Consider the following 17,775-nt stretch of genomic DNA (forward strand, 5'->3'; position numbering starts at 1 on the left):
CATGGGGCGCTTCGCGAAAATCCTGTTCGGCGTGGCCGCGGTGGTCTTTTTGATTGCTCCGCTGTTTGCAATTCTTCCACTTGCTTTCACATCCAGCGTGTTTCTGACCTATCCAGTGCCCGGCTGGTCAGTGCGCTGGTTTGAAGAACTCGCCACGGCGGATGTCTGGCGGCGCGCAATCGTCAACAGCCTTATTATCGGCTCAGGAACGACGATTTTGGCGACTGTGCTGGGAACGATGGCCGCACTTGGCCTGCGCAGCAGGATTTTGTTTCTTTCAGGCCCCATTAAAACTTTGTTCCTGTTGCCCATGGTCGTTCCCGCCGTGGTAATGGGCGTCGGTATGCAGCTATTGTTTGTCCGGCTCGGAATAGCGAATTCCTATCTCGGTGTGATTATCGCGCATACAGTGATTTCGATCCCCTTTGTTCTGGTGAGCGTTACGGGTGCTCTGGCAGGTATCGACCGCCGTGTTGAACTGGCAGCCGAAAGTCTTGGCGCATCGCCTCTGACAGTTTTTCGTAAAGTCACACTTCCGCTCGCCACGCCGGGCATCGCGTCTGGTGCAGTATTGGCGTTCGCGACTTCATTGGACGAGGTTGTGCTGACGCTGTTCGTCGCTGGTCCAAATCAGCGTACTTTGGCACGCCAGATGTTTTCGACAATTCGAGAAAATATCAGCCCGGCTATCGCTGCCGCAGCATTTTTGTTCATCGCAGGCACCGTGCTTTTAGGCCTTGCGGCAATGCTCTTTCGCCGAAAGCGCACCAGTGGAACAGTCTCCATCTGATAGGTGAGAGCGATCTCGTTTTCTGCCGTACTAATCTTGTGCCTCAGCGATCAATTCGCGTCGAAAGGATGATGGATGACATCGTGCGCTCAACGCCTTCCAGCGCGCCTATACGATCCAGAACGGCGTCGAGTTCCTGTATAGAAGGAGCTTCCACAACGACGATCATATCGAAATGCCCGCTGACGGAATGGAGCGAACGAACGGCCATCATGCCGCGCAGAACTGTTTCGACTTTGGGCGCGAGCTTGGGTAGTGCGGTCACCAGCACATGAGCGCGAACCAGATCACGCTCGAATTCCGGTGCGATTCGTACCGTGTAGCCCTCGATAACTCCGCGTTTCTCAAGCTTTTCGATGCGGCTTTGGACAGTAGTTCGGGACACTCCGAGGCGCCGTGCGAGGTCAGCTGTCGAGGCGCGGGCATTTTCACGGAGGAGGGCGATGAGGGTAAGATCGGCTTCTGTCGTCATAATGCATATTAAATACGTCAATATGTGCAAACAAACAACGTCATATCGTCAGTTTGTATGCTTCTTTTTGCATGGAACTATGCGATTCTTGCATATCCGAATTGCATTCCAAGGGGAAAGTTATATGAAAGAGATCGTAGTTGTCGGCGCAGGCAAAATCGGTGCCACCATTGCCGATCTTCTCGCTTCCACAGGCGAGTATGCCGTTACCGTTGTCGACCGCTCTCAGGCGCAGCTCGATGCACTGGAATCGGGCGCAGAAGTCAAGACGCAGGCACTTGATATTGAAGATGCCAAGGCTCTTGAAACTGCTCTGACCGGAAAGTTCGCTGTACTCAGCGCCGCTCCATTCCATCTGACGACCCGTATCGCCGAAGCAGCTGCTAAGGCAGGTGTTCACTATCTCGACCTGACCGAAGATGTTGCCAGCACACGCCGCGTCAAGGAACTGGCAAAGGAAGCCAAGACCGCTTTCATTCCGCAGTGTGGCCTCGCTCCTGGCTTCATCTCCATCGTTGCCTATGATCTGGCAAAGCGTTTCGACAAGCTCGACAGCGTTCGTATGCGCGTTGGCGCTCTGCCGCAGTACCCTTCGAATGCTCTGAACTACAATCTGACGTGGAGCACCGACGGCGTCATCAACGAATATATCGAGCCGTGCGAAGCCATCGTGAATGGCGAGCTGAGCGAAGTTCCTGCTCTCGAAGAACGCGAAGAGTTCTCGCTCGACGGCGTTACCTACGAAGCCTTCAACACCTCCGGTGGTCTCGGCACGCTCTGCGAAACGCTCGAAGGCAAGGTCCGCACGCTCAACTATCGCACCATCCGCTACCCGGGTCACGTTGCGCTGATGAAGGCGCTCCTCAACGATCTCGGTTTGCGCCATCGCCGTGAAGTGCTCAAGGACATCTTCGAAAATGCCCTGCCGACGACTCTTCAGGACGTCGTGGTGATTTTTGTGACCGTTTCCGGCACCAAGAACGGCCGTCTGGTTCAGGAAACCTACGCAAACAAGGTTTATGCCGCTCCGGTTGGCAAGATCATTCGCTCGGGCATCCAGATCACCACGGCTTCGGCGATCTGCGCTGTGCTCGACATGCTGGCCAAGGGTGATCTTCCACAGCAGGGCTTTATCCGCCAGGAAGACATTACGCTCGAAGCATTCCTCTCGAACCGCTTTGGCAAGGCATATGCACAAGAAGATCATTGCGCACGTATGGTTGCCTGATAGCTTCTGCCGCATGAATGCTGGGTCTGTTGCGCTGGTACGCAGCAGACCCTTTTTGCGTTTTGGTATTCAGTCAATCTGTCCTATCAAAGTCGCAATTGAATGGGATCGGGTGTAAGCGCATTGCCCAATCCAGACTGGCGGATGGATGTGCTACTCCGCCTTATGTGTGTCTACCGGCGCATCTTGACTGAGAACCGTTTCACAGTTTTCGGGTGCGCTTCTAAAGAAGTAGGAAAGTCATGTTGAAATCAGTTTTGCTGGCCGGTCTGGCCTCAGTCTTCCTCGCTTTGCCTGTTCAGGCAAAGGAGTGGAAAGAAATCCGCATCGCCAGCGAAGGTGCATATCCGCCGTTCAACTACATGTCTCCAGATGGCAAGCTTGAAGGTTTCGATCTTGATATCGCAAATGCACTTTGCAAAGCGATGGAAGCCAAGTGCACGATTGTCGCCAATGATTGGGACGGCATGATCCCGGGCCTGCAGGCCAACAAGTTCGATGCAGTCATCGCTTCGATGGCCATCACCGAGGAGCGCGAAAAGCAGGTTGCCTTCACCGAGCGCTATTACACGACCCCGCTTGCGGTTGTCGTGCCGAAGGATACGGATATGACTTCGCTCGATCCGTCGGCATTCGATGGAAAGACGGTTGGTGCACAGGCTGGCACCACGCAGGGCAACTATGCTGATGATGTCTACGGCAAGGCAGGCGCGGATGTGAAGCTTTACCCGACGGCTGACGAAGCCAATGCCGATCTCGAAAGCGGTCGTCTGGACGCAATCGCTGCCGATAAATTCCTCGCCGCAGATTGGCTGAAAAAGCAGGGCGCAAACTGCTGCAAGTTCCTTGGTGATATTCCGGGTTCTGAAACGAAGATCGCCGTTGCCTGCGCAAGGGTGACGACGATCTGCGTGAACAGTTCAACGCCGCAATCAAGAAAATCCGTGACGACGGCACCTACGAAACGATCCGCAAGAAGTATTTCGATTTCGACATCTATTGATGTGACAAATTAGACTCCGGGCGTCTTCAAAACCTGCTTGCAGTGGAAGGCGTCCGGTGCTTCAGTCATGGCAAGCGCATGAAATCAGGCGCTACCATTCGCGGGGGGTGCCCTGCCAATTACAACGATAACAAAGCAGTAAGGGGAATAGTTATGTTGAAAGCCATCCTATTTGCGGGCGTAGCATCTGTAATCGCTGCCTTGCCGGCCCAGGCCAAAGAATGGAAAGAAATCCGCATCGCCACCGAAGGTGCGTATCCACCTTTCAATTTCGTGGCGGCGGACGGTTCGCTTCAGGGACTTGATGTCGAAATAGCCAATGCCCTGTGCAAGGCGATGGATGCCAAGTGCACGATTGTTGCTAACGACTGGGACGGGATGATTCCCGGCCTGAAGTCGAACAAGTTCGATGCGGTCATTGCATCGATGAGCATCACGGAAGAGCGCAAGAAGGAAGTTGCGTTCACGGACAAATATTACTCCACACCACTTTCCGTTGCCGTGTCGAAGGATAGCCCGATCACATCGCTGGATGCCGAAGCATTCAAGGGAAAGTCGGTTGGCGCTCAGGGATCGACGACGCAGGGCAATTATGCGGAGGACGTCTACGGCAAGGCTGGCGCTGATGTTAAGCTTTACCCGACTGCCGACGAAGCCAATGCTGACCTGAAGAATGGGCGGCTTGATGCGGTTGTTTCCGACAAATTCCCGATCTCTGACTGGATCAAGGGCGACGGTGCGGATTGTTGCAAGCTTATCGGCGATATTCCCGGCACGCAGACCGATACCGGAATTGCACTCCGTCAGGGCGATGACGATCTACGCGAACAGTTCAATGCGGCAATCAAGAAAATTCGCGACGATGGAACCTATGCCACGATCGTGAAGAAATATTTCGACTTCGACATCTACTGATTGCTTGTAAAAGATACAGCTCTTTGCTGTAAGCAACAACGCGCCGGCTGCAATCGGCGCGTTTATTTGTTTGGTTTTGTGGATGCCGGAAATGCCGATTCAGCAACAAGATGTCATCGTTCTGGGCGCCGGTATTGTTGGCGTGTCCACGGCACTACATCTGCAGGCGCGGGGCCGTTCTGTCTGCCTGATTGACAAAGGTGAGCCCGGAAATGGCACCAGTTTCGGCAATGCCGGTCTGATCGAGCGATCAAGCGTTATTCCCTATTCCTTTCCGCAAGGCTTCTGGACGCTTGTGCGTTACGGGATGAACCGTCGCTCAGACGTTCGCTACAACCCGTTTTACATACCGAAGATGGCTCGCTGGCTGTTTCAATATTGGCGGGAATCGTCGCCAGAGCGGTTGAAGACTGCCACGAATGCTATGTTGCCCTTGATTGAAGCGAGTGTTCGCGAGCATGATACTTTGGTGGCCCAATCGGGCAGTGAACGGTTGATCCGGTCGCAAGGATGGATCGAGGTGTTCCGGTCATCTTCTGCATTCGACGCAGCAGTGCGCCGTTTGCCCGATTTGCAACGCTTCAAACTGTCTTATGATATTCTGGATGCGGCAGCCTTGCGCCAGCGTGAACCGTCGCTTGGCGATGTGGTTGGTGGCATTCACTGGCTTGACCCCAAGACGGTTGTGAACCCGGGTGGGCTGGTTAAAGCCTATGCTGATCTGTTCGGCAGGAATGGTGGCGTCTCCGTTCACGGAGATGCTGCAAGCCTGGCACAGAATGAGAGTGGCTGGCAGGTGGCGACGGAGGTGGGTATCGTCCGTGCGCGCGATGTTGTGGTCGCACTTGGTCCGCAATCCGGCCTCATCTTCCGAAAGTTCGGCTATCCGGTCCCGCTTGGCATCAAGCGTGGTCATCATCTTCATTTCACCATGAAGGATGGCTCGCGGCTTGGTCATACAGTGGTGGATGAAGAAGCGGGCTATGTTCTTGCCCCAATGGTACAAGGTGTGCGGCTGTCGACAGGCATAGAGTTTGCTTCACCGGATGCGCCTGCCAACCATATACAACTCAGGAAGGACGAGAAAATCGCGCGCAAGCTTGTGCCTCAGTTGGGAGACCCCATCGAAACGACGCCATGGCTTGGATTGCGCCCGTGCCTGCCGGATATGCGCCCGGTGATTGGGGCAGCGCCAAAACATAAGGGACTATGGTTCAATTTCGGTCATGCTCATCATGGATTGACGCTTGGGCCTGCGACAGGACGCTTGCTCGCTGAGATGCTCGTGGGAGAAGAGCCGTTTGTCGATCCGAAACCCTATTCGGCTGAACGGTTTCTATAGTTTTATCTAAAACTTTCGTGACAGGCTTGTCAGTTACGGTAGAGCGGGGCTATCAATTGGTCCCATTCTCATATCGCGCAGTCGCGAACAATCGATCCGGAAAATTCTCGTGAAAATGAAGCCTTTGGGCCGTACCGGCCTTACTGTCACTGAAATTTGCCTCGGCACCATGACCTGGGGCGTACAGAATACCGAGTCCGATGCTCATGAGCAGCTCGACATTGCTCTCGATGCTGGTATCAACTTTATTGATACTGCCGAGGGATATGCCATACCGATGAGTTCGGAAAGCTATGGCAAGACAGAGACCTACATTGGTAGTTGGCTCAAGAAATCTAGAAAACGTGACAAGATCGTACTGGCGAGCAAGATCGCCGGTGGCGGTAGGCAGAAGTGGATTCGAGACGGCGCCAGGCCAAGCCGAACCAGTGTTCGCGAGGCGGTGGAGAACAGTCTGAAACGGCTTCAGACGGACTATATTGACCTCTATCAGGTCCATTGGCCGATGCGTGCACACTACCATTTCGGCCAGAGCTGGAGCTTCGATCCGTCCAACACGGATTGTGCGGCAGAAACTCAACAGATGCATGATGTTCTGCTCGGGCTCGGAGACATGGTTCGCGACGGAAAGATCAGGCATATCGGTCTTTCCAATGAGACAGCCTGGGGAACGATGCAGTGGCTTCGGTTGGCGGAGCAGCACAGTCTGCCACGCATCGCCTCAATCCAGAACGAATATAGTCTTCTGCAGCGCCAGTTCGATTTTGACATGGCAGAGCTGGCGCTCTGCGAAGACGTTGGACTGCTTGCTTATTCGACGCTTGCAGCTGGCGTTCTGACCGGGAAATATCTGGGCGGCAGGTTGCCCGCCGGTTCGCGCGCGGTCATTTCCGAAGGCGGCATCTGGCGGAACAATGTTCACTCAGAGCCCGCAATTCGCGCCTATATCGATGTTGCGAAGAAGCACGGTCTCGACATCGCCCAGATGGCGATTGCCTTTACATTGACACGCCCGTTTATGACCTCGGCCATCATAGGCGCAACGACTGTAGATCAGTTGAAGACCGATATCGCGGCCCATCAAGTCAAACTGTCGGAAGATGTCCTGACTGATATCGAAAAAGTTTACAGGCAGTATCCGCGTCCGCTTTAGAGCCGAGAGGACGTATAGAGAGCCTGCCGACTGGCAGGCTTTTTCTATCCGGCAAGATAAATTTCGTGTTTGACGATCCATTGATCGATTGGTGTCTCGCTTGAAGAACTGACGATCACCATTCGGTCGAAGCGTAGATTGCGACCAGCAAGTGATCTTGCTAGGCGAGTCATCTCTGTTTCGCGCGAAGCTCGATCAGCAACGCCATAGGCAAGCGAAACATGTGGAAGGAAAGTCGAGATGTCGTTCTCTCCAGATATACCCAGTGAATCCTGTTTCAGTGCCATGAGTGCAGGTGTTTTCTGCAGCGTGGCGTAGAAAGAGCGGAAATAAGCCTCGGTTCCGGTCACGTTCTCAATGAGAACATCCAGAGGTTTGCGACCGACCGCAAGGCTGAGCACCAGCGGCAGCAGTTCGTCTGCCGAGCGTATCATATCGGGTACAAGTGTCGCATGTGGTTCAAATACGGGCGAAGCAAAGTGGCCAGCCAGTTCTGCAACGATGGATTCCAGAAATTTGAGGTCATCGCGTGCAGGACGCAACCAGATGGAGTGGAAAGTCATTGATTTGGCATCCCTCGAACGCCGCGTTCGTTTTTAAGTGGCCTGACGCTGTTCCGCAATATGAGCGGTAGTTCGAGCACAACTGTCTGAGGCAGCGCATTTGGCGCGGCCTGTCTCTCGTCAAGCAGACGGATGATTTCGGCAGAGAGGCGTTCAGCATTCTGATCGAATGTTGTCAGCCGGTAGGCCCCCCAGCGTGCTTCCGTGACATTATCGAAGCCGATAACCGAAATATCGTCAGGAATAGAGAGATTGAAGACATCGCGCGCGCAGTCCATCAGGCCGAAAGCCATAAGGTCGTTGACGCAAAACACGCCTTCGACGCGCTCTCGCTCGCCGAGGAGTAAGGAGGCCGCGCCGTAACCGCCGTCATAGTCGGTCAGGTCACCGCGCTGTATACTGACGCTCAATCCGAGGCTTTTGCCTTTGGCGATGAAAGCTTCCTCACGTTCAATCAGATTGAGACTACCGACATTCGACGTTATGAGGCCAAGCTTTTTCATGCCTCGTGCCGCGAAAATTTCGACAGCCGTTTCGGCGGCTAGTCGATTGTTGATGTGAATATGATCGGCTCCCTCTTCGGTTCGCCCGACAAGGATCAGGGTCTGGCCGTTTCGTTGGGCAAGATCGACAAATGACGACGAGGGCATGCCGGAAAGAACTACCGTCGCTTCGGCACGATAGCGCAACAGCGTTTCGTGGGCTGCAGAGAGGTTTTCTCCATGCTGGCCGGTCGGGATCAACACCGGCACACTGCCACGTGCTGCAAGTCGACGGGAAAGCGCTGCAATCTGGCGGGAGCGAAAAGGACTATCCGGGTCTGCCGCAATCATTCCGACGATACGACTGCGATTGGCAAGAAGACCGCGCGCAAGGTCATTGACCTGATATCCAAGTTTTTCGGCAGCTTTGAGCACTTTCTCGCGTGTTGAGGGCGAAACACTGGCGCCAGGCGTAAAGGTTCGGGACACAGCGGAGCGTGACACGCCTGCCTCGAGCGCGACTTCATGCGCGCTGATGAACCGTGGCTGGTTATCCGCGCCGTCTTGTTCTCGCTGCATTTCTTTATCCGGCATTTTATCGCCCTACTTTTGAAAGAACATCGGCCCTGAGGAAGCGCTCGACCACGAACATGAAGGCAATTGATGGCACCAGCAATATCAATGCGCTGATCGACGCGATTTGATAATTGCCGCCGGAACTCGCTGTATAAAGCAGCAAGGGCAGGGTGGAAATATCAGGGGCGCCAACGAAATAAGTGCCGGTGAACTCGTCGAGCGATTCAAGAAAGACAAAGATCGCGCTTGCAAGCAAACCCGGTGCGGCTATTGGCAGGGTGATGTCGAAGAACGTCTTGAGGGCGGAAGCGCCCATTGAGCGCGCCGCTTCTTCAAGCTCCCGATCAATTGCCGAAAACGCTGCCGTGGCGATCCAGACGGCATAGACCAGACCATGAGTGACATGCACCAGAACGACACCTGTGATCGTGCCATTCAAGCCGAACGAGTAGAACATCTGCGCGATGTTTACGTAAACGGGCAGGTTCGGAAAAGCTTGCGGGATCAGCAGCGTCAGCAGGATCAGCCCGCGAAACGGCAGTTTCAGGCGTGCGAGAGCGTAACCGGCGGGAATGGCGAGGCCAAGTGAAACGATCACTGTCAGGCCTGCAATAAGAACGCTTGTGCCAAGTGACGAGAGCGCATTGCCGCGAGGCGAAAACACATTCGTCCAGAAAGAGAAACCATACTGAAGCGGCAGTGTGTGTGGGAAATACCAACGCTCAGCTACAGCCCACAGAAGCAGGTTGGCGAGTGGCCCGAAAATCGCGAAGGCGAGCAGACCAAGCAATATGCCACGTGGTATCCAGCGCCAGTCGATGATGTTGCTCATTGGCCGTGTTCCTTCATGGTCTGGCGCAGGTAAACCCAGGCGACGAGGCTGGTCATGAGGAGCGAGATCGTACCCAATGCATTTGCGACGCCGTAATCCCCATAAGCATTGATACGGAATGCCATGTTTGCCGTAATCATCGTTGGTGATTGGGCGTTGATCATCAAAGGCACGGACAAGACGGACATCATGGTGACAAAGCTCAGTATCAACCCAACGAGCAGCGTTTGGCGGACTTGCGGCAGAACAATCTCGATGAGAATGCGCAGCCGCCCGGCACCAAGATTGCGAGCGGATTCAATCGTGCTGCGATCGATGGATGCCATTGCACCTGCCAGCAACAACGTGACAAATGGCGTCTGTTTCCAGACGAATGCAATGACGATGCCACGCCAGTCGAGAAAGCTCATTGCCTGCAAGGGGGTAAGGACCCCTGTTTCGATGAGCAGGCTGTTCATCAACCCGTTCTTGGCAAGGAAGGTGCGGAGTATCTGGCCAACGACAATGAAGGGGATGAAAAGCGGCCAGCGATAGAGCCAGCGCAGGACAGTGACAGCGCGCGGGTTCGAGCCAAGCGTCAGGTAACCGCCGATGGCGATAGAGAATAACGCAATCAGCAGGGACGACAGTGTAACGATGACAAAGGTGAAGATGATGTCGCTGGAATAAAGTTCGAATGCTTTGGTGAAATTGCCGGTTCCCCATTCCCCGGAAACATTGAAAGCTCCGGTGATCGCTCCAAAAAGCGGTACGATGAACAGCAATAGGACGATCGCCAGTGCCGGCGCGACAAGAAGAATCCCCGTCAGTCGATGCGACATTCGAAACCTCATGAAGTAGGATGCGCGCCGGAAACACTCGTGGTGCTTTGATTGCGTAATCCGGCGTCAATTTCGGAGCGCTCCGAATGGAACCCAGTTCGTCAAAGCGCTCCGATAGAAGGCAGGATTGTCGGACTTAATTGCCGACCTGACGCTCATAAGCTTCCAGAATCGCGCTGTTATAAGGTGCGATTGGGAAGGGTTTGCCGTATTTAGCAAGCTCATCCGGCGAAATGTCGGTGAAGAGCTTGTTCCAGGTGTCACCGTCCAGCTCTGCCTTGACATGGTCGGCATCGATGCCCGGATACCAGTTGAAGCGCTTCACGATACCTTCGGCCTGTACTTTCGGGCTCGTCGCCAATGCCACGAATTTTTCGGCCAGTTCCTTATGCGCGCTTTTTTCCGGGATCACATAATGCATCGGCTGACCGGGCATGCCGGGAGCCGGTAGGACAAGTTTCATTTCCGGGGGAAGCTGTCCATTCGCCTTCCACGAATAGAACATGTCGACCCAGACTGGTCCCATCGCGATTTCGCCACGGCTCAACATGTCGAGAGTGCCTGCATTGCCTGGGGTGAGGGTGGCGTTCTTAGTAAAGTCCTTTAGCGAGGCAAACGCCTTGTCCCAGTTCTTCGCTTCGCCCTCTTCGAATGGACCCTTCATCAGCTTGTCTGCGTCGCCACCATAAGCATAGATCCAGCCCATAACAAAGCTCACGCCCGATGCGCCACCCTTGATGCCGTTATAGCCGAATTGCTTTGGGTTTTCCTTGGCCCATGCGACGAGCTCGTCATAACTCTTTGGCGGATTGGCAACGAGTGCAGGATTGTAGGCAAGTGCGGTCTGGCTGTTGAACATCGGCATGACGTAGCCGTCGACATCCGTACCGAGCGCCATTTTCGCATTATCGCGCGTCACCAGCTTACCGCTGTCGATTTTGCCGCGATAATTTTCGAGGAACTTCGCTGTTACCATAGGTCCGACGAACTTCTCGTGGACGACGGCGACGTCGGTGTCCCATTTTTCCACGCCAGCCTTGGACTGGGCTTCGAAACGCTCGAGAACCTTCTGCGAACCCGCATCGCCGGGACCTGTTCCCACAACGCGAACGGTCGTTCCGGGATTTTCCTTCTCGAACAACGGTCCGAGATACTGATTGATATAGTCAACCATGTTCTGGTCACCTGCCGTGATGACGGTAAGCTCATCGGCGGTGGCGGGTGCAACGGTGAGGCCAATTGCCATTGCCGCGTTCAGGATAGTTCTCATGAAAAGGACTCCTGTATGAAACCGGGATTTCCGGTCTTTTGATTGAAAGCAGATGCAGTGCATCCAGTGGCGTCTATCGGGAATGGTGGCATTCACGGGCACGAAAATGCCCGTGAAAACGATCTTGAAACGGGGGGCCCCATTTTGGTGCGGGAAAGACGTCGAGGTCAACGTGCACAGCTGTGCACGATCAAGTTCAACGTGAATTGCGTATTTCGTTGATCTCTAGTCTCCCATTAACTCAATGACGCATCATCAGCACACTGACGAAAAGACGGCGAGCGCCTGACTATTTGTCGAACAGAAACAGGGCGTGTTCAGGTATGTGGATTTCTACATTGGCGCCGGGCTGATGGCTTTCCTGTGCGTCGACCATGATGTGCCGATCCCCGACGCGGATCATGTGTCTCCAGAGGCCACCGGGATAGCTGGTCTGCTCCACCGTGCCGTTGAGGGCTAATTCGGACGTCGGGGAGTTCCGATCAACTCCCGGCTTGGTGAGACAGGCTGCTTCGCTGCGGAAACGAGCCGATGCCATGCCGTCGGACAGATTTCGGCGTCCTGCCGAAATCGTGCTCGCCTTGTTGTTGGCGCCTGCTGCGATCTCGATACGGTCGGCTTTGATCTGGATTGGTACTTCGATCAGATTCTCAGCGCCCATAAATGCCGCGACGAAATCCGAGGCGGGGTGGTTGTAAACCTCTTCTGGAGCACCTGCCTGAGCAATTTCGCCATTATTGAGAATGACGATACGGTCGGCCATGACCATGGCTTCTTCCCGATCATGCGTTACGTGAACAGCTGTAATGCCGAGACGGCGCTGCAAAGCGCTGATCTCATGGCGAACCGATAGTCTGATGCGTGCATCGAGATTGGAGAGCGGCTCATCGAGAAGCAGGATGTCAGGCTGAATGGCGAGGGCGCGCCCGAGGGCGACGCGCTGGCGTTGTCCGCCGGAAAGGGCGGCAGGTTTGCGCTCCAGCAAAGCATCCAGCCCCAGCAGGCAAGCAACTTCATCAACCTTCTGCTTGATGGTCTCCTTCGTCGTGCCACGAATACGCAGACCATAACCCATGTTCTGCGCGACAGTCATATGCGGCCAGAGCGCGTAAGACTGGAAGACAAGGGCCATTCCGCGTTTATCCGGGGGCGATTTGGTGACGTCTCTGCCGTCTACACGGATCGCACCGTTGGACGGCATGTTGAAGCCTGCAATCGCACGCAGCAGGGTTGTCTTGCCGCACCCAGACGAGCCGAGAAGCGCGACGAACTCACCCTTCTTGACGGATAGATTTACGCCTTTGAGAACTTCATTGTTGCCATAACGAACGCGCGCGTCCGCCACCTCCAAAAACGCTGGCATAAGCGTCTCCTCCCCAGGATCGCCGGCTGATTTTATTTTTTCTGCACAGCCGTGCAAATTGGATTGAAGCATCTTTAAGCCACCTCGACAAGCCGCAAAAGTGAAGTTGCGCTGAAAAAACTATCTTCAGTTCCATTTTGGAACGTCGTCTAGGCGCTGTTTAGCGAGAATTTATAACAGCTGTATGACGTAAAGACGAAGACGTGGACAGCTTTGCAAAGCTGTCCACGTCGCACGCAAGCAGGTCCGACGGAGAGTGTACAGGACCCAGCTTGTTATGAGCGTTCAGTCAAACTTCTTCTGCACGTTCTTCGAACTTGGCATTTCTCCGGGAAGAGTAGATGAACGCGGCGAGAAACATTGCGGTCATCAGCAGAACGATTGTCGGAGCGGGCGCGCTGTCGATGAAAAAAGCCAGATAGACACCGAAGAAGGATGCGGTGACCGCAATTGTTACGGCGAGCAGCATCATGGTGCTGAATTTGCGTGTGAGCAGAAACGCAATTGCACCGGGCGCAATCAACATGGCGATAGCCAGAATGATGCCTACGGCCTTCAAAACGCCGACAATTGTAAGTGAAATCAGGCAAAGCAAGCCGTAATGCAGCAGGCGGACCTGTAGGCCGACGGCTCTGGCTTGCGCCGGATCGAAAGCGTGCAGCAGGAAGTCGCGCCATTTGACCACAAGAATACCAGCGGTCAGTGCGGCGATAATAGCCGTTTCGATGAGGTCGGACAATGTTATTCCGAGCATGTCGCCGAACAGAATATGATCGAGATGCACCGTCGAGCGGATCGCAACATAAAGAACCAGACCAAGACCGAACATGCCGGAGAATACGATGCCCATCACCGTATCCTGCTTGATGCGGCTGTTTTCGGTGAGGTAGCCGGTTGCAAGGGCGCAGGCCATGCCCGCTACGAAGGCTCCGATACCGAAGGGTATTCCGATAATATAGGCGACAACCACACCCGGAAGAACCGCGTGGCTGATAGCGTCACCCATCAATGACCAGCCCTTGAGGACCAGAAAGCACGACAGCAATGCTGTTGGTATCGCGATGAGCACGGAAATAGCCAGTGCATAGCGCATGAACTCGAACTGAAACGGTGAGGCCAGCATATCCAGAATGGTCATTGCTGGAACTCCCTTAGAGCGATTGCCGCTTTGCGGCGTGCGGCCAGCAGCCCATGCTTTGGAGCAAGCAGAAATACACTGAGGAAGACAAGCGTCTGGAGAACGACGATGATGCCTCCCGTCGCACCGTCCAGAAAATAGCTTACATAGGCTCCTGTGAAGCTTGTGACAGAGCCGATAGCAACAGCAATCCAAAGCAGTCGCGAAAACCGGTCTGTCAGTAGATATGCGGTTGCACCGGGCGTTACCACCATACAGATGACGAGAAAGGCACCAACCGTCTGCATCGCGGCGACAGTCGATGCCGACAGCAATGTGAAGAACATGATCTTCAACAGATTGGGCTTGAGACCGATCGAACGCGCATGGTTTTCATCGAAGAACACTACCATCAGATCTTTCCACTTCAAAAGAAGCAGCGACAGGGAAACGAAGCCGATGATTGCCAGTTGTAGAGTATCTTCCGGTGTGATGGCGAGGATATTGCCGAGAACGATGGTCTGAATGCTGACGGCCGTCGGCTTTAACGAGATCATGAAGAGGCCAAGCCCGAAGAATGACGAGAAGATCAGACCGATGATCGCATCTTCCTTCAGCTTTGTACGTTGGTTGAGAAAGAGCATCGCTGCTGCGGCGAGACCGCCAGAGAAAAATGCGCCGATGGAGAAGGGGAGGCCAAGCATATAAGCGCCCGCAACGCCAGGGACGATGGAATGGGATAGAGCGTCGCCAATCAGCGACCAACCTTTCAGCATGAGATAAGCCGAAAGAAAGGCACATACCCCGCCCACCAGCGCCGAAACCCACATCGCATTCAGCATGTAGCTATAACTGAACGGCTCAAGTAATACGGTCATTGTTGCTGGCTCCGTTTGCGGGTCGCGGAGTCTTCGTTCTCATAAACAACAAACGGGCGCTCATCGTCAGTTATGACGCTGACGGCGCCTCGTCCTGCACCGCTAGTCTCGCCGAGTACAAGATGGCGCAGCACGCCGCCGAAAGTCTTTTCGAGGTTCTCTTGTGTGAAAACCTCCGCAGTCGGCCCGTAACCGAGAACTGTTCGTTTCAGTAATACGGTTCGGTCGCAGAATTCGGGAACACTGCCAAGATTGTGGGTCGAGACCAGCATGACGCGCCCCTCATCTCGCAAACTGCGAAGAAGTGTGACGATTGCTTCTTCGGTCTTCACATCTACGCCAGTGAAGGGTTCATCCAGAAGAATGACGCGCCCGTCTTGTGCGAGCGCTCGTGCAAGAAATACCCGTTTCTTTTGCCCGCCTGAAAGCTCACCGATCTGTCGATGACGAAATTCGAGCATATTCACGCGATCAAGCGCTTTTTCTACGGCTTCTTTGTCGGCGCGGCGCGGGATGCGCATCATGCCCATATGGCCGTAGCGACCCATCATGACGACATCTTCGACGAGAACCGGAAAGTTCCAGTCGACGTCCTCACTTTGCGGGACGTAAGCCACTAGGTTCTTCTTGAGCGCAGCCCCAACCGGCATTCCGAGAATAGATATTTCGCCCTTGGCTAGTTTGACAAACCCCATAATCGCTTTGAACAGGGTCGACTTGCCGGATCCGTTGACGCCGACAAGCGCTGTAATCGTTCCGGTTGGGGTCGTAAAACTTGCATTGTGTAAAGCCGTATGGCCGTTTCGATACGTGACAGTTGCATTTTGCACGTTGATACCGTCGACCGCGCTTTTATCCAGCACGGCGAAGGTATCTCCATGAAGATCTATGGGTGCATTCATTGTTTGAGCCCTTGGGCAATCGTGCTGGAGGTGACTTTCACGAGATCAATATATGTCGGCACGGGACCGTCGGGGTCCGAAAGTGAATCAACATAGAGAACACCGGCATATTTTGCGCCGGTCTCACGAGCGACCTGCTTGGCTGGGGCAGGAGAAACCGTGCTTTCGGAAAAGACAGCCGTAATGCCATTTTCGCGCACTGCATCGATCACTTTTCGCACCTGCTGTGGAGTGCCCTGTTGGTCTGCATTGATTGGCCAGAGATAAAGCTCTTTCAAACCGAAGTCCCGAGCCAGATAGGAGAATGCGCCTTCACTTGAAACGAGCCAACGCTTGTCTTCAGGAATAGCCGTCAGCTCAGCCCGGATAGGATCGATCGTCGCTTTAATCTTCGCTTTGTAAATCTCTGCATTTGCCTTGTAGATGTCAGCGTTCGCCGGATCATTTTTGACAAACGCATCCCGAATATTGTCGACATAGATCAATGCGGCATTCGGTGACATCCAGGCATGCGGATTTGGCTTGCCGCTATAAGGTCCCTCGCTGATATCGATTGGATCAACGCCATCGGAAACAACTGCGCTTGGAACATCCTTGAGACGCGAAAAGAATTTTTCGAACCATAGTTCCAGACCAAGGCCATTCCAGAGGACCAGCTTGGCGTCCTGAGCTTTAATCAGATCTCCCGGTGTTGGCTGATAATTGTGGATCTCGGCACCTGGCTTCGTGATTGACTCAACCGTCGCGGCATCGCCCGCAACATTCTGCGCAATATCGGCGATAACAGTGAATGTCGTCACGGCCTTGAATTTCTCCGCAAAAGCAACGCTTGCGCTTGTCCAGAGAAGAGCTCCGCTCACGAGGCCGAGTGTTGTTGTTCGTAAAATACGACGCAGCATATCCAAATCCTTGTTGCCAATCAGTTGCAATTGCATAGCCGATCGCTGTTTTACGATCAAGTGCTATTGCGAACCATTTGCAAAAGAATAATCGATGTTTAGCGCTTGAGATTCCGATTGCAAATTTCAACTACACGTTTAAATTGTATTATTGTGAACATTGAAGTTGATTGGTTGTATTTTTTACAAGTGTACGACAGGGAGGCTGTGCGCGGTCTAGCAACAAACTGTGTGTTCTTATTCTCTGTTTTCAGATCGAATGATTAAGGTGAGGATGAGCTTAGTGATTGAATTTCAATCAATTATTACAGGTTAGAGAGCGGGGAAGGAGGCTGGTACAAAAGTGCAGACGAAAGCGAGCAAGAGCGGTTTAACGTGCGCGACTACCCAAATCGGGGTGGCGAGTTACCACAGAGATGTTACAACCATCATGGTTCTGCGAGAACAGGTCCACAATTTAAATGGTATTCTTCTGTGCGGCAAGATGAGAAATCTAGTTACCCCGCTGGAACTGTTTTCATTATTCCGGCTTCTACGGATTTATCAATCGACTGGCCGAATCCCATCGAAATCATATCCATGCAGCCAGATGAGCAGCTTTTGCAGGACGGGCCCTTTCTGGCCTCTCTATTCGGGGAAATCAACGGCTCCAAGAACGTTGCGAGTTTCTCATGCAAAGATTGCATGCCGCTATCTCATATGATCTGGGATGAAATTTGCCGGCGAGGTGGGCAGGATGAAGCTTACCTGAATGCTCTCGGGTTGGTTCTAATGCGCACGGTCGCGCGCAGCTTGTTAAATGAGCGCGCTTCAATCGACAATAAGGTCGGACTCAGCAAAGCAGCGCGTCATCAGATAGAAGCCTATCTCAACCAAAACTTTCACAAGCCTCTTTCGGTTCCAGATATGGCAGCATTGTTGGGAATTTCAGCTGGGCATTTTTCGACATGCTTTCGAAAGAGTTTTGGGCAGACGCCTCACCAGTACCTGATGGAACTGAGGCTTGACGAAGCTGAGCGGTGCCTCAGAAAAACATCGATGCCAATAAATGAGATCGCACACCATTTGAATTTTTCCAGCCAGAGCCATCTTACAACGGCTTTGCGAAAACACCGACAGACCACGCCAGGCGAATTACGCAAGTAGAACTATCGGGGCGCTCTTGGCAA

The 17,775-nt window shown here is 53.7% G+C and carries 17 protein-coding genes and 1 pseudogene; 7 read left to right on the top strand and 11 right to left on the bottom strand.

Going from position 1 to position 17,775, the window contains the following annotated elements:
- Position 1 precedes the first annotated feature (1 nt).
- Positions 2–790: an ABC transporter permease gene (locus LJ361_RS14940; protein WP_264811843.1), complete on the top strand. Its 789-nt coding sequence runs from the start codon at positions 2–4 to the stop codon at positions 788–790.
- A gap of 43 nt (positions 791–833) precedes the next feature.
- On the opposite strand, the gene LJ361_RS14945 is transcribed toward LJ361_RS14940, so the two are convergent.
- On the bottom strand, positions 834–1,262 hold the full coding sequence (locus LJ361_RS14945) for an Lrp/AsnC family transcriptional regulator (protein WP_029375973.1): 429 nt from the start codon (positions 1,260–1,262) through the stop codon (positions 834–836).
- A gap of 124 nt (positions 1,263–1,386) precedes the next feature.
- On the opposite strand from LJ361_RS14945, the gene LJ361_RS14950 reads away from it, so the two are divergent.
- The 5 genes and pseudogenes from LJ361_RS14950 (at position 1,387) to LJ361_RS14970 (ending at position 6,903) form a co-directional block, all read left to right on the top strand.
- Positions 1,387–2,490 (top strand): saccharopine dehydrogenase family protein, encoded by a 1,104-nt coding sequence (locus LJ361_RS14950; RefSeq protein WP_010658899.1) that lies wholly within the window; start codon positions 1,387–1,389, stop codon positions 2,488–2,490.
- Between the two features lie 242 nt (positions 2,491–2,732).
- Positions 2,733–3,493 (top strand): annotated as a pseudogene (locus LJ361_RS14955) (ABC transporter substrate-binding protein).
- A gap of 153 nt (positions 3,494–3,646) precedes the next feature.
- The gene (locus LJ361_RS14960; RefSeq protein ID WP_010658897.1) at positions 3,647–4,408 is read left to right on the top strand and encodes an ABC transporter substrate-binding protein; all 762 of its coding nucleotides are present in this window, start codon (positions 3,647–3,649) and stop codon (positions 4,406–4,408) included.
- A 91-nt stretch (positions 4,409–4,499) separates the two neighbouring features.
- Positions 4,500–5,750, top strand: a complete 1,251-nt coding sequence (locus tag LJ361_RS14965; RefSeq protein WP_010658896.1) for an NAD(P)/FAD-dependent oxidoreductase — start codon at positions 4,500–4,502, stop codon at positions 5,748–5,750.
- A 115-nt stretch (positions 5,751–5,865) separates the two neighbouring features.
- Positions 5,866–6,903 (top strand): aldo/keto reductase, encoded by a 1,038-nt coding sequence (locus tag LJ361_RS14970; protein WP_010658895.1) that lies wholly within the window; start codon positions 5,866–5,868, stop codon positions 6,901–6,903.
- 44 nt (positions 6,904–6,947) lie between these two features.
- Here LJ361_RS14970 and LJ361_RS14975 read toward each other — a convergent pair whose 3' ends face one another.
- From LJ361_RS14975 to LJ361_RS15020, 10 genes are all read right to left on the bottom strand, one after another.
- Positions 6,948–7,466: a haloacid dehalogenase gene (locus tag LJ361_RS14975; protein WP_010658894.1), complete on the bottom strand. Its 519-nt coding sequence runs from the start codon at positions 7,464–7,466 to the stop codon at positions 6,948–6,950.
- Positions 7,463–8,542 carry a LacI family DNA-binding transcriptional regulator gene (locus LJ361_RS14980; protein ID WP_029375971.1) on the bottom strand — a complete coding sequence of 360 codons (1,080 nt, stop codon included), beginning with the start codon at positions 8,540–8,542 and terminating at the stop codon, positions 7,463–7,465. Before LJ361_RS14980 ends, LJ361_RS14975 begins: the two co-directional genes overlap by 4 nt.
- 1 nt (position 8,543) lies before the next feature.
- On the bottom strand, positions 8,544–9,356 hold the full coding sequence (locus LJ361_RS14985) for an ABC transporter permease (protein ID WP_010658892.1): 813 nt from the start codon (positions 9,354–9,356) through the stop codon (positions 8,544–8,546).
- Positions 9,353–10,177: an ABC transporter permease gene (locus LJ361_RS14990; RefSeq protein WP_010658891.1), complete on the bottom strand. Its 825-nt coding sequence runs from the start codon at positions 10,175–10,177 to the stop codon at positions 9,353–9,355. The genes LJ361_RS14985 and LJ361_RS14990 overlap by 4 nt, the downstream gene beginning before the upstream one ends.
- Before the next feature lie 136 nt (positions 10,178–10,313).
- The gene (locus LJ361_RS14995) at positions 10,314–11,447 is read right to left on the bottom strand and encodes an extracellular solute-binding protein (RefSeq protein WP_029375970.1); all 1,134 of its coding nucleotides are present in this window, start codon (positions 11,445–11,447) and stop codon (positions 10,314–10,316) included.
- Between the two features lie 289 nt (positions 11,448–11,736).
- Positions 11,737–12,810: an ABC transporter ATP-binding protein gene (locus tag LJ361_RS15000; protein WP_010658889.1), complete on the bottom strand. Its 1,074-nt coding sequence runs from the start codon at positions 12,808–12,810 to the stop codon at positions 11,737–11,739.
- 289 nt (positions 12,811–13,099) lie between these two features.
- Positions 13,100–13,948 carry a metal ABC transporter permease gene (locus LJ361_RS15005; RefSeq protein ID WP_264811845.1) on the bottom strand — a complete coding sequence of 283 codons (849 nt, stop codon included), beginning with the start codon at positions 13,946–13,948 and terminating at the stop codon, positions 13,100–13,102.
- Positions 13,945–14,805: a metal ABC transporter permease gene (locus tag LJ361_RS15010; RefSeq protein ID WP_010658887.1), complete on the bottom strand. Its 861-nt coding sequence runs from the start codon at positions 14,803–14,805 to the stop codon at positions 13,945–13,947. Before LJ361_RS15010 ends, LJ361_RS15005 begins: the two co-directional genes overlap by 4 nt.
- A complete protein-coding gene (locus LJ361_RS15015) occupies positions 14,802–15,707 on the bottom strand; it encodes a manganese/iron ABC transporter ATP-binding protein (protein ID WP_010658886.1) in 906 nt (301 codons plus the stop codon). The genes LJ361_RS15010 and LJ361_RS15015 overlap by 4 nt, the downstream gene beginning before the upstream one ends.
- Positions 15,704–16,606: a metal ABC transporter substrate-binding protein gene (locus LJ361_RS15020; RefSeq protein ID WP_264811846.1), complete on the bottom strand. Its 903-nt coding sequence runs from the start codon at positions 16,604–16,606 to the stop codon at positions 15,704–15,706. The genes LJ361_RS15015 and LJ361_RS15020 overlap by 4 nt, the downstream gene beginning before the upstream one ends.
- A 375-nt stretch (positions 16,607–16,981) precedes the next feature.
- Here LJ361_RS15020 and LJ361_RS15025 point away from each other — a divergent pair, with 375 nt between their 5' ends.
- Positions 16,982–17,752, top strand: coding sequence for an AraC family transcriptional regulator (locus tag LJ361_RS15025; protein WP_264811847.1), 771 nt, complete (start codon positions 16,982–16,984; stop codon positions 17,750–17,752).
- Positions 17,753–17,775: the final 23 nt, after the last annotated feature.

Origin of the sequence: Brucella sp. JSBI001 (assembly GCF_026014005.1) — a bacterium.
GTDB lineage: Bacteria > Pseudomonadota > Alphaproteobacteria > Rhizobiales > Rhizobiaceae > Brucella > Brucella anthropi.